10 protein-coding genes are annotated in these 11,321 nt (G+C 74.3%); 4 read left to right on the top strand and 6 right to left on the bottom strand.

Going from position 1 to position 11,321, the window contains the following annotated elements; translation table 11 throughout:
- The 5 genes from ACFV6I_RS31640 to ACFV6I_RS31620 all read right to left on the bottom strand — a co-directional run.
- Positions 1 to 1,004 (bottom strand): hypothetical protein (locus ACFV6I_RS31640; protein ID WP_380429001.1); only part of this gene is annotated, 1,004 nt, incomplete at its 3' end.
- Between the two features lie 174 nt (positions 1,005 to 1,178).
- Positions 1,179 to 2,759: an alpha-amylase family glycosyl hydrolase gene (locus tag ACFV6I_RS31635; RefSeq protein ID WP_380428999.1), complete on the bottom strand. Its 1,581-nt coding sequence runs from the start codon at positions 2,757 to 2,759 to the stop codon at positions 1,179 to 1,181.
- A 194-nt stretch (positions 2,760 to 2,953) separates the two neighbouring features.
- A complete protein-coding gene (locus ACFV6I_RS31630) occupies positions 2,954 to 3,580 on the bottom strand; it encodes a bifunctional 4-hydroxy-2-oxoglutarate aldolase/2-dehydro-3-deoxy-phosphogluconate aldolase (RefSeq protein ID WP_063350231.1) in 627 nt (208 codons plus the stop codon).
- Between the two features lie 26 nt (positions 3,581 to 3,606).
- Positions 3,607 to 5,226: an amidohydrolase family protein gene (locus ACFV6I_RS31625; RefSeq protein WP_380428996.1), complete on the bottom strand. Its 1,620-nt coding sequence runs from the start codon at positions 5,224 to 5,226 to the stop codon at positions 3,607 to 3,609.
- Complete coding sequence (locus ACFV6I_RS31620) at positions 5,226 to 6,527, bottom strand: alanine racemase (RefSeq protein ID WP_244293517.1); 1,302 nt, start codon at positions 6,525 to 6,527, stop codon at positions 5,226 to 5,228. Before ACFV6I_RS31620 ends, ACFV6I_RS31625 begins: the two co-directional genes overlap by 1 nt.
- Before the next feature lie 126 nt (positions 6,528 to 6,653).
- On the opposite strand from ACFV6I_RS31620, the gene ACFV6I_RS31615 reads away from it, so the two are divergent.
- The 3 genes from ACFV6I_RS31615 to ACFV6I_RS31605 are packed head-to-tail and all read left to right on the top strand — an operon-like array spanning position 6,654 to position 8,996.
- Entirely contained in the window at positions 6,654 to 7,757 is a 1,104-nt protein-coding gene (locus ACFV6I_RS31615; RefSeq protein ID WP_380428993.1) for a sugar kinase, read from the top strand.
- Positions 7,758 to 7,794: 37 nt separating this feature from the next.
- On the top strand, positions 7,795 to 8,544 hold the full coding sequence (locus tag ACFV6I_RS31610) for an IclR family transcriptional regulator (protein WP_063350228.1): 750 nt from the start codon (positions 7,795 to 7,797) through the stop codon (positions 8,542 to 8,544).
- 26 nt (positions 8,545 to 8,570) lie between these two features.
- On the top strand, positions 8,571 to 8,996 hold the full coding sequence (locus ACFV6I_RS31605) for a RidA family protein (RefSeq protein ID WP_380428991.1): 426 nt from the start codon (positions 8,571 to 8,573) through the stop codon (positions 8,994 to 8,996).
- Positions 8,997 to 9,109: 113 nt separating this feature from the next.
- On the opposite strand, the gene ACFV6I_RS31600 is transcribed toward ACFV6I_RS31605, so the two are convergent.
- On the bottom strand, positions 9,110 to 10,324 hold the full coding sequence (locus ACFV6I_RS31600; RefSeq protein WP_380428988.1) for an MFS transporter: 1,215 nt from the start codon (positions 10,322 to 10,324) through the stop codon (positions 9,110 to 9,112).
- Positions 10,325 to 10,503: 179 nt separating this feature from the next.
- On the opposite strand from ACFV6I_RS31600, the gene ACFV6I_RS31595 reads away from it, so the two are divergent.
- Positions 10,504 to 11,223 carry a DUF2470 domain-containing protein gene (locus ACFV6I_RS31595; RefSeq protein WP_380370405.1) on the top strand — a complete coding sequence of 240 codons (720 nt, stop codon included), beginning with the start codon at positions 10,504 to 10,506 and terminating at the stop codon, positions 11,221 to 11,223.
- The last annotated feature ends 98 nt before the right edge of the window (positions 11,224 to 11,321 follow it).

Here is an 11,321-nt window from a genome sequence, read left to right as displayed (position 1 = left end):
GCCCCCGCCGGGCGCCCGCGCTCTGGGGGGAGGGCGGCGGCCACCAGCGCGGCCCCGCCCAGCAGCAGCCAGACCACCAGGGTCACGACGTGCCCGCCGAGGCCCGCGCCGCCGTCGAAGTACAGGATGCTGCGCGCGCCCTCCAGGAAGCCGGCGCCGGTCCAGAAGCCGTGCAGCGCGCCGAAGAAGCCATTCTGCAGCTCGGGCCGGAAGATGCCGCCGGAGCTGGTGAAGTTCAGCATCACGAACAGCACCATCAGGGCCAGGGTGGTCCACTTCTTCAGGAAGCTGTGCAGGCCGATGCCGATCAGGACGATGCCCGCCGAGTAGAGCCAGCCGAGCGCCCACACCGCGGCCAGGTCGTGGTCGACCACATGGAAGACCGGTCCGGCGGTGACGATCCCGATCACGCTCACCACCAGCGACACCGCCACGCCGACCAACGCCCGGATCCGCATGCTCAGCCCGGCGCCGGCCGCGCCGATCACGGCGACGCTGGCGTAGGAGCCGATGCTCAGCGCGACCAGCAGGAAGAACAGGCCCTGGCCGGTCGGGTCGCCCTCGGCCGGGGTGGTGAGGTCGGTGACGTGCAGCGGCACGCCCTGCCGGTCGGTGACGTTGCTGAACACCGCCGTGGCGGCCACCGCCGAGGTGTCCGAGTTCCCCTTGGCGACGAGCAGTTCGGGGCTCCTGGCGTCCGGGAGGAAGGCCCCCACCAGATCGCGGTCGCGCAGCTGCTGCTCGGCGGTCGCCCGGTCGGGCAGGGTGCGGACGTCGACCGCCGCCCCGGCCTTGGTCTGGATCGCCTGTGCCAGGCCCTGCGCCTGCGGGGTGGTGCCGACCACGGCGACCTTCAGGTGGTGCGGCTCGGGCTGGTGGAAGGCGCCCTGGTAGGCGAGCGCCATGCCGAGGCACATCAGCAGCGGGGTGATCAGGTGGACGGCGAGGTGCTTGAGCGAGTGCCCCAGGGCGGGCGCTGCGGCGGGGGTCTGGGGTGTGCTCATGGCGTTCGCACCGTCCTCCGGTGGCGTCGAGTGGAGATAAGTGGTAAATGCAACCATCAAGGGTGTCACGTGCACCCACGTCAGGTGGTAAATGCAACCATCTATGGATGTAGCTTACAACTATCTGACGCCGATCGAAAGCCGCCCGCCCCAGCGGGGGCCACCGCCGAACGCTCAGGACAGCTCGAACACGCCGTACGAGAAGCCGTCCGCCCGCAGCTCCCCGTCCGCCACCCGAACGCCCCGCACCTCCAGCGGGCGCGCCCCGCCGTGCTCCAGCCGCACCACCCCCGGCTCCCGGCGCGGGTTCACCGCCACCAGGTACCGTCCGGCCCGGGTGTACACCAGCGGGTACCCCGCGCGGCGGACCTCCACCCCGCCGGAGGCGCCCAGCCCCGGATGCGCCCGGCGCAGCGCGATCAGCCGCCGGACGGTGTGCAGCAGCGAGGTCGGATCGGCCCGCTGCGAGAGCACGTCCGGGCGCCGCGGGTCCGGGTCGACGGGCAGGTAGAGGCGCTCGGGCGGCGCGCTGGAGAAGCCCGCCGCCGGCCCGGGCTCCCACTGCATCGGGGTCCGCGAGCCGGCCCGGTTGTACCGCGGGCCGAGCACGCTGCCCTCGACGTCGGGCAGTCCGGGCAGGTAGCGCATGCCGATCTCGTCGCCGTAGTAGACGGCCGGCAGGGTGGGCCAGGTGAACAGGAACGCGAAGGCGGCGGCGAGTTGCTCGTCGGTGCGCGGGCCGGTGGCCAGCCGGGAGAAGTCGTGGTTGGCGGTGGGCAGGGCGATGTGGCCGACGCCCTCGGTCGCTTCGGCGGCGGCGCGCCAGGCGTCCAGGAACACCTGCGGGGTGCCTCGCCCCTCGGCCTCGAAGTAGCACGGGCCCTGCTGCCAGAACTCCTCGACCGTGCCGGCGCCGTTGTTCCACAGCGAGCGCAGCGGCAGGCCGCGGTCGGCGCCGCCGAACTGCAGGAAGAAGTCCGCGTGGAAGCCCGCCGCGACGGCGGCCGCCGGATCGCCCCACTCGGCGAACAGCGCGGCCTGCGGGTGGGCGCGGTCCAGCCAGTCCCGCAGCCCGGTCCACAGCTTGGCGGTCTCCACCAGGCCCGGGTCGTCCTTGACCAGCGAGGAGGCCATGTCGACCCGGAAGCCGGCCAGGCCGAGGCCGAGCCAGTGCGCCATGATGTCGCGCAGGGCCGCCCGGTTGGCGCGCGGGCCCTCGGCGTCCACCGGCTGGCGCCAGGGCTCACCGGAACTGGGGCGCGCGTAGCCGAAGTTGAGCGCGGGCTGGCAGTCGAAGAAGTTCGGCCGGTACCAGCCGGGGCGGCTGCCGGGCGAGGCGACGAAGCCGTCCACCCGCTGGTCGGACCAGATGTACCGGTGGTCGGCCGGGTCCTCGGCGGCGGTCAGGAACCAGGGGTGGCGGTCGGAGGTGTGGCCGGCGACCAGGTCGAGCAGGATCCGGATGCCCTTGCGGCGGGCGGCCTCGACCAGCACGACCAGGTCCTCGGTACCGCCGTAGCGCGGGGCCGGGGCGAGGTAGTCGGCGACGTCGTAGCCGGCGTCGCGGAACGGGGAGGCGAAGCAGGGGTTGAGCCAGACGGTGTCGACGCCGAGCCAGGCGAGGTGGTCGAGGTGCGCGGCGATGCCGGCGAAGTCGCCGATGCCGTCGCCGTCGGAGTCCGCGAAGCTCTGCGGGTAGATCTGGTACAGGACGGCGTCGGCCAGCCAGTCGGGGCCGGGGCGGGGCGAGGTCATGGGGGTGGGTCCTCCTGCCGGATCCGGGGGCCAGGGCTGGGGCCGGGGTTGGGGCTGGGGAGCACGATTCTCGCCCATCCCCGGCCGTCCCGACAGCCCACCGACCAGCCGTCCCTACTACCCGCCGACGGCCGTCCCGACAGCCCCGACAGTCCGCCGACCGCCGCCCCGGCACCCCGCCACCCGCCGGCCCCTCAGGCCCTGGCCACCGCGCACGCCGCGGTGAACGCCCGGGCCCGCCGGGTGATCTCCGCCCAGTCCCCCGCCGCGACCGCGTCCGGCGGCACCACGTCCGTGCCCGCGCAGACCGCGAGCGCGCCGTGCGCCAGGAAGTCGGCGGCGTTGCCCGCGTTCACCCCGCCGGAGGCCACCAGCGGGACGTCCGGGTACGGGCCGCGCAGGTCCTTGAAGTAGCCGGGGCCGAACGCCCGGGCCGGGAAGATCTTCACGGCGGCGGCCCCGAGGTCCACCGCCCGGGCCACCTCGGTCGGGGTGAGCGCCCCGAGCACCACCGGCACCCCGGCGGCCCGGGCGGCCTGCGCCACCTCGGGCCGGCAGCCGGGGGTGACCAGGAAGGACGCCCCGCTCGCGACCCCGCGCTCGGCCTGCTCGGCGGTCAGCACGGTACCCACGCCGACCCGCCAGCCCGCGTCCGCGGCACGCCGCAGGTGCGTCGTCACCTCCGGTGTGGTGTAGGTGAATTCGGTCCAGTTGATGCCGCCGTCGGCGAGCGCGGCGCACAGCGCGGCCGCGTCCGGGATGCGGGGCGCGCGGACCACGGCGATCACCGGGTCGTCCCGCAGGTCGGCGAGGGGGTTCACGGAGGGAGGATTCACGGAGGGGGGATTCACAGGGATCTGGTTCCTCGGTCGGTGCGGCGCAGGGCACGCCCGGGCCGGGCGCCCGTGGTGCGGCCCTGCCGGACGACGGCGGTGCCGTTGACGTACACGTGCTGGACGCCCTCGGCGGGCAGCCGGGGGTGCTCGAAGGTGGCGGCGTCCCGGACCTTCTCGGGGTCGAGGAGCACCAGGTCGGCGTGGTGGCCGGGGGCGATCAGGCCGCGCCGGTGCAGCCCGAGCCGGGCGGCGGGCCGGCCGGTCATCCGGGCGATGGCCTCCTCCAGCGTCAGCACGCCCAACTCCCGGCTGTAGTGGCCGAGGTAGCGGGGGAAGGTGCCCCAGGCGCGCGGGTGCGGCCGGGCGCCGACCAGCAGCCCGTCGCTGCCGACGGTGTGCGCCGGGTGGCGCATGATCGCCCGGACGTTCTCCTCGTGCCCGACGTGCTGGAGGATCGTGGTGGCCAGTTCGTCGCGGCGCAGCAGGTCGAGGAAGACCTCCGTCCCGCTGCGGCCCTGCTCGGCGGCGAGTTCGGCGACGGTCCGGCCGACCGTCCGCGCCAGCTCGGCCGTCCGGACGCCGGAGATCTGGATCGTCGCCCAGTCGGTGACGACGCCGTGGCAGCCGTCGCTGCCCTTCTCCTCCACCTCGTACCGGATCCGCTCGCGGGCGGCCGGGTCGGCGAGCCGGGTGAGGGTCGCTTCCGGGCCGCCCTCGGTGGCCCAACTGGGCAGCAGGGCGGCCAGGGTGGTGGAGCCGGGCAGGTAGGGGTAGCTGTCCAGGGTGAGGTCGACGCCGTCGGCGAGTGCCTGGTCGACCAGTTCCAGCAGTTCGCCGGCCCGGCCCCGGTTGACGCCGAAGTTCATCGTGGCGTGGGTCAGGTGCAGCGCGCAGCCGGTCCGCCGGGCGATCTCCACCATTTCCGCGTAGCCATCCAACGCGCCTGCGCCGTACGAGCGTTGGTGCGGGGCGTGGAAGCCGCCGTAGGCCGCGACCACGGTGCACAGCTCGACCAGCTCGGCGGTGTCCGCGTACATCCCGGGGGTGTAGCTGAGGCCGCTGGACATGCCGACCGCGCCGTCCAGCAGGCCCTGCGCCAACTCCTGGCGCATCCGGTCGAGTTCGGCCGGGGTGGGCGGCCGGTTGGCCCAGCCCATGGCGAGCATCCGCAGCGAGCCGTGCGGGACGAGGTAGCAGGCGTTGACGGCGACGCCGGTGCGGTCGATCCGGTCCAGGTAGTCGGCGACGCCGCGCCAGTCCCAGTCGAAGGCCTCCGGATCGCCGTTCCAGCCGGCCAGTTGGCGGCGCAGCGCGGGCAGGGTGGTGTCGTCCACCGGGGCGTAGGACAGGCCGTCCTGGCCGAGGACCTCGCAGGTGACGCCCTGGGTGACCTTGGCCGGGTGCTCGGGTTCGAGCAGCAGGGCGAGGTCGGAGTGGGCGTGCATGTCGATGAAGCCGGGGGCGAGGACCAGCCCGTCGGCGTCCACCACCGTCGGCGCGTCGAGGCCGGGGCCGATCCCGGTGATCAGCCCGTCGGTGATCCGCACGTCCGCCCGGTAGCGGTCCGCGCCGGTGCCGTCGACGACGGTGGCGCCCCGGAAGACGGTGTCGGGCGCTCTGCCGCCCGCCATCAGAAGAACGTCCTGACCAGCCCGGTGACCTTCGGCTCGGCCGCGTCGGCGGAGTCGAGCACCGGGATCGCGGTCCACTTGTCGAAGGCCGTGCACGGGTGGGAGACGCCGAGTCGCAGCACCGCGCCGATCGGGGCGAGGTCGCCCGCGTCGCGCAGGAAGGCGTGCTGGTCGTTGAGTGCGGTGATCCGGGCCGCAGTGCCGGTCAACTCGGCGCCGCCGCGCACGTGTTGCGGCTCGGGCAGGCCCTCGTCGAAGGGCAGGTCGCGCTTGCCGGCGTCCAGCAGGGCCAGTTGCGGCTCGGGCCGGGACACCACCCGGGCCCAGCCGTGCAGCGCGCTGCGGAACGGCGTGGCGCCGGCGCCCCGGACCAGCGGCGAGATGCCCCGGTAGAAGCCGTCGTCGTGGGCGATGTACGCGCCCGAGCGCAGGACCACGAGGGCTTCCGGCAGGCCTGCGAGTTCCTCGACGACCAGGTCGAAGTAGGCGCTGCCGCCGGCCGTCACGATCGGCCGGGCGTCGTCCGGGTAGGCGCGGGCGAGCCGGCCGTGCAGGTCGGCGAGCGCCTTGAGGTAGCCGCGGACGGTGGCCAGCCCGTCGGCGGTGGCGTCGTGGGCGAGCGCGCCCTCGTAGCCGCCGACGCCCGCGAGGCGCAGGGTGGGCGCGCGCAGCACGGCGGCGGCGATCTCGACGGCCGCGTCGACGCCGCGGGCGCCGGTGCGCCCGCCGGGTCCGCCGAGTTCGACCAGGACCTCGACGGGCCGCTGGGCCCCGGCGGCGCGCAGCGCCTCGTCCATCAGCCGGACGCTCTCGGTGGAGTCCACCCAGGAGACGAAGGCGAACGCCGGGTCGGCGGCCAGTTCGGCGGCGAGCCAGGCCAGTCCGGCCGGGTCGAGCAGGGTGTTGGCGAGCAGGATCCGCTCGACTCCGAAGGCCCGGGCGACGCGCACCTGCGGCAGGTTGGCGAGGGTGATGCCGTGGCTGCCGGCGGCGAGCTGCGCCTGCCAGAGGGCGGGCGCCATGGTGGTCTTGCCGTGCGGCACGAGCGCGACCCCGGCCTTGGCGCACCAGTCGGCCATGGTGCGCAGGTTGTGGTCGAGCGCGGCGCCGTCCAGGGTGAGCAGCGGGGTGCCGAGCCCGGTGAGGGTGGGCCCAGTGGCCAGCCAGTCGCGGACGGAGTGCCCCCAGGCCTCCGGCGGGGCGGCCTTGAACCGCCAGTCGAGCGTCTCGTCGGCGAGGGCCGCCACCGCGCCGTCGTCGATGCCCGGCCCGGTGCCGATGCTTGCGAAGGTCTGCTCCACCGTCTTCCTCCATCTGCCGTGTTGCAACATGTGCAATGAGGGTTGCACATGTTGGCATGACGGTTCTAGCATCGGCGCCGGATCACGGTCAACGGAACGGCCGCCGCAGACGGAGGAGCCCAGCAGATGCCGCGACAGGACACCCCGGGCCCGGCCCGCCCCGGTCCTTCCCCGACGGCCGTGTGCGTGGGCGAGTCCATGGCGGTGCTGCTGCCGGACCGGCCGGGCCCGCTGGAGGCCGTGGAGAACTTCCGACTGTCGGTCGGCGGCGCGGAGTCCAACGTGGCCGGCGCGCTGGCCGCGCTCGGCGTGCCGACCGCCTGGATCAGCCGGGTCGGCGACGACGGCTTCGGCCGTCGGCTGCTCGCCGAGGTCGCCGCCCGCGGCGTGGACGTCTCGGCGGTCGCCGTCGACCCGCACCGCCCCACCGGCCTGTACCTCAAGGAGGTCGGCGGCGCCACCGGCCACCACCACGACCTCGGCCCCGGCCGCAGCCGGCTGCACTACCACCGGCGCGGCTCCGCGGCCGCCGCGCTCTCCCCCGCCCTGCTGGCCGACCCGGCGGCCGTCCGGCTGCTGTCCGGCGCCCGCCTGCTGCACCTGTCCGGCATCACCGCCGCGCTCTCCGACGACTGCCTGGCGCTGCTGCGCGCCCTGCTCGCCGACCGCCGCCCGGAGCGGACCGTCAGCTTCGACCTCAACTGGCGCCCCGCACTCTGGCACGACCGCGACCCGGCCGTCCTGCCGCCGCTGCTGGACGCCGCCGACCTGCTGCTGATCGGCGCCGACGAGGCCGAGGCCGCGTTCGGCACCGGGGAGCCGGTCGCGCTGCGCCGCCGCTTCGCCTCCCCGGCCACCGTGGTGGTCAAGGACGCCGCCCGGCTGGTCACCGCCCTGGAGCGGGACGGCACGTCGGTGAGCGAACCGGCCCTGGCCGTCGAGGTGGTCGAGGCCACCGGCGCGGGCGACGCCTTCGCCGCCGGCTACCTGGCCGGCACCGTCCGCGGCCTGGACCAGCGCCGCCGGCTGCGGCTCGGCCACCTGAGCGCCGCCTGCGCGCTGACCGCCCACGGCGACCAGGCCGAACTGCCGCCCGCCGCCGTGGTGGCCGCGCTGCTCGACGCCTCGCCCGCCGACTGGGCCGCCACCCGGGTCTCGGTGGAGGGCATCACCGGCCCGGCCGTCCCCGCGGACCGGTCCCGCGGCACCCGGCGGGCCCGGGCACAATGAGCACCAACCCGAGCCCGAACGACCCCGGCGGAGCACGATGAGCCAGACCGTCACCCGCGCCCTGCGCCTGCTCGCCGAACTCGGCGAGGGCGAGCGCTCCCTCGACCAGCTGGCCGAGGTGCTCGGCGTCCACAAGACGACCGTGCTCCGACTGCTCCAGAGCCTGGAGGAGGAACGGTTCGTCTACCGTGACGCCGCCTACCGCTACCACCTGGGCGCCGGCCTGTTCGCCCTCTCCGGCCTCGCCCTGGAACAGCGCGGCGTCCGCCGGATCGCCGCCCCGCACCTGGCCGAGCTGAACGCCACCACCGGCCAGACCGTGCACCTGGCCGCGTACGAGGGCGGCGAGGTCGTCTACATCGACAAGTTCGACTCCCGGCACCCCGTCAGGATGTACTCCCGGATCGGTCTGCGCGCCGCCCTGCACAGCGCCGCCGTCTCCAAGGTGCTGCTCGCCGACCTGCCGCTGCCCGAACGCCGCCGGGTGGCCGCCGGGATCGACTTCACCCCGCACACCCCGCGCACCCTCAGCACGCCCGAGGCGCTGCTCGCCGAGCTGGAGAAGGTCGCCGTCCAGGGCTGGGCGCAGGACCACGCCGAGCACGAGGCGTTCATCAACTGCGTGGCCGCCCCGATCCGGGACGCCAGCGGCCGGGTCGTCGCCGCCGCGTCCATCTCCGTCCCGGACGTCGTCCTCCCCTACGAGCAGGTGCTGGACCTCCTCCCGCAGCTGCTCGCCACCACCCGCGCCATCTCGGCCGACTGCGGTCGCCCGGACCACAACTGATCAACCGTCAGAACGTAAGGAACCCCATGACCGAGCAGCACCCGACCAACGGCAAGACCGAGATCCGCACCGACGGCGCCCCCGCCCCCGCCTGGATGTTCTCCCAGGGCGTCCGCAAGGGCCCGATCCTCCAGGTCTCCGGCCAGGGCCCGCAGGACCCGGCGACCGGCGAGTACCTGTACCACGGCGACGTGAAGGCGCAGACCCGGCGCACGCTGGAGAACGTCAAGGCGATCGTCGAGGCCGGCGGCGCCACCATCGAGGACGTGGTGATGTTCCGGGTCTACCTCACCAAGCGGGCGGACTTCCCGCTGATGAACGAGGTGTACGCCGAGTTCATCGACGAGAACATCAAGCCCGGCGGCGTGAAGCCCTGCCGCACCACGATCTTCGTCGAGCTGCCGCAGGAGCCGATGCTGGTCGAGATCGACGCCCAGGCCGTCGTCGCCTGAAACAGCGTCGAGCAGCCCGACCACCGCAAGGGCCCGGACGCACGCCACGCGTCCGGGCCCTCCGCCGTCCCCGTCGTTCACCTCCCCACGGGCACGCCCTGCTCGGCCGAAGCTCACCTCCCCGCGGGCACGCCCTGCTCGGCCGGGGCACCCGAGCGCGCCACGACCCGCCCCTCGCCCGCCGCGCCGCGCCGGTCCAGCGCCGCCGCGAACACCGTCACCCCGAGGGCGACCGCGGTGAGCAGCCCGCCCACCCAGTTCGGCGCGTCGTAGCCGAGGCCGCCGGAGATGACCAGTCCGCCGAGCCAGGCGGCGAGCGCGTTGCCCAGGTTGAACGCGGCGATGTTGGCGGCCGAGGCCAGTGTCGGCGCGCCCGCCGCCTGGTCCATGACCCGCTTCTGCAGCGGCGCGACGGTCGCGAAGCCGAACAGCCCGATCAGCGGGATGAGGACGATCGCGGCCGGCTTGCTGTGCGCGGCGAAGGTGAAGGCGAACAGCAGCACCGCGAGCACCGCGAGGATCACGGTGAGGCTGCGCATCAGCGCGCGGTCGGCGAACCAGCCGCCCAGCAGGTTGCCGACGAACAGGCCGACGCCGAACAGGAAGAGCAGCCAGGTGACGCTGCTCGGGGCGAAGCCGGCCAGTTCGGTCATCATCGGCGTGATGTAGGTGAACATCGCGAAGATGCCGCCCCAGCCGAGCACGGTCATGGCGAGCGCGAGCCAGAGCCGCAGGGTCCGGAAGACGGCCAGTTCGGGGCCGAGCCGGGCGGCGCCGGTCCGCGGCTGGACGGGCACCAGCGCCGCGATTCCGGCGAGGCCGAGCAGGCCGAGCCCGGCGACGACGTAGAACGTGGAGCGCCAGCCGAAGTGCTGGCCGAGCAGGGTGCCCATCGGGACGCCCAGCACGTTGGCGGCGGTGAGGCCGGTGAACATCAGGGCGATGGCGCCGGCCCGCTTGTGCGGGGCGACCAGGTCGGCGGCGACGACCGAGCCGATGCCGAAGAACGCGCCGTGCGCGAAGGCGCTGACGATCCGCCCGACCATCAGCAGCCCGAAGGCGGGGGCGACGGCCGCGATCAGGTTGCCCACCACGAACAGGCCCATCAGCGTCAGCAGCATGCCCTTGCGGGGGGCGCGGGTGCCGAGGATGGTGAGCAGCGGGCCGCCGACCACGACGCCGAGCGCGTAGCCGGAGATCAGCAGACCGGCGGTGGGGATGGCGACCGAGAAGTCGCTGGCGACCTCGGGCAGCAGGCCCATAATCACGAACTCGGTGGTGCCGATGCCGAAGGCGCTGATCGCCAGCGCCAGGAGCGCGAGGGGCATGAGGGACCGCTTTCCAGAGAGAACCGTTGCGCATGCAACTACCGGCGTCGACAATACGAGACATCCGCAGATACTTGCAAGCGCTTTCTACCCCCGACGGCAGCGACCTTGGCCGCGCCACTTGCCACACCTCCGAGCGGAGATTAGGTTAGGCTCACCTAACTAACTGGAGGTCCGTCATGAGCCTGCCCGCCGGCGACGCCGAGGTGCCCGAACCCACCACCGCCGAGCGGGTCCAGAGCCTGCTCAGCGCGACCTCCTCGCTCACCGTCCGCGCCTGCGGCGAGCACCACGACCTCGACACCCCGGTCTCCGTCCACGGCTCCCGGCTGCGCCTGCGCGCCCCGCTGGGCGACCCGCTCGCCACCGCCGCCGCCCGCGCCACCGACGGACTCGCCGTCGTCCTGGACGTCACCGACATCTCCCCCGTCGCCGTCCGCGACCGGATCCGCGCCCGCCTCACCCTGGCCGGCCGACTGCACCTGGCCCACCTCGCCGACGACGGCCTCAGCGTCCACCTGCGCGTGGACGTCGCCCACGCCGTCCTCTCCACCCCGTACGGCACCGGCGCACTCACCGCCGGCGACCTCGCCCACGCCGCACCCGACCCGCTGGCCCGCTACGAGGCCGCCATGCTCACCCACCTCGCCGACGACCACGCCGACGCCCTCGCCGTCCTCACCCGGCTGCTCGACCCGGACCTGCTCGCCCAGCACCCGGAGGTCCGCCCGCTCGCCCTGGACCGCCACGGCCTGGTCCTGCGCCTGGACCACCCGCACGGCCACCGCGACGTCCGCCTGGTCTTCCCCGAACCGGCCGCCGACACCGAGGACTTCGGGCAGCGGATGCACGAGCTGCTGACCGCCGCCCAGCACGGGCTGCCCGCCCACCGGATCTGAACCGGCCCACCAACGCGCCTGACGTATCGTCAACTTGCCCCGAGGGCACCCGAAAAGGTCCGGAAACGACAGCGGCCGGCCCGGCTCGCGAGAGAAGT

This window comes from Kitasatospora sp. NPDC059803 (assembly GCF_042732255.1).
GTDB lineage: Bacteria > Actinomycetota > Actinomycetes > Streptomycetales > Streptomycetaceae > Kitasatospora.
Note: the sequence above shows the minus strand (reverse complement) of the source record. Positions and strands in the feature narration are given on the sequence as shown.

Excerpts from the sequence above, each read along its gene's own strand:
- ACFV6I_RS31615 (WP_380428993.1), top strand. The coding sequence starts at position 6,654 with ATGCCGCGACAGGACACCCCGGGCCCGGCCCGCCCCGGTCCTTCCCCG.
- ACFV6I_RS31625 (WP_380428996.1), bottom strand. The coding sequence starts at position 5,226 with ATGGCGGGCGGCAGAGCGCCCGACACCGTCTTCCGGGGCGCCACCGTC.
- ACFV6I_RS31600 (WP_380428988.1), bottom strand. The coding sequence starts at position 10,324 with ATGCCCCTCGCGCTCCTGGCGCTGGCGATCAGCGCCTTCGGCATCGGC.
- ACFV6I_RS31595 (WP_380370405.1), top strand. The coding sequence starts at position 10,504 with ATGAGCCTGCCCGCCGGCGACGCCGAGGTGCCCGAACCCACCACCGCC.
- ACFV6I_RS31635 (WP_380428999.1), bottom strand. The coding sequence starts at position 2,759 with ATGACCTCGCCCCGCCCCGGCCCCGACTGGCTGGCCGACGCCGTCCTG.
- ACFV6I_RS31610 (WP_063350228.1), top strand. The coding sequence starts at position 7,795 with ATGAGCCAGACCGTCACCCGCGCCCTGCGCCTGCTCGCCGAACTCGGC.
- ACFV6I_RS31605 (WP_380428991.1), top strand. The coding sequence starts at position 8,571 with ATGACCGAGCAGCACCCGACCAACGGCAAGACCGAGATCCGCACCGAC.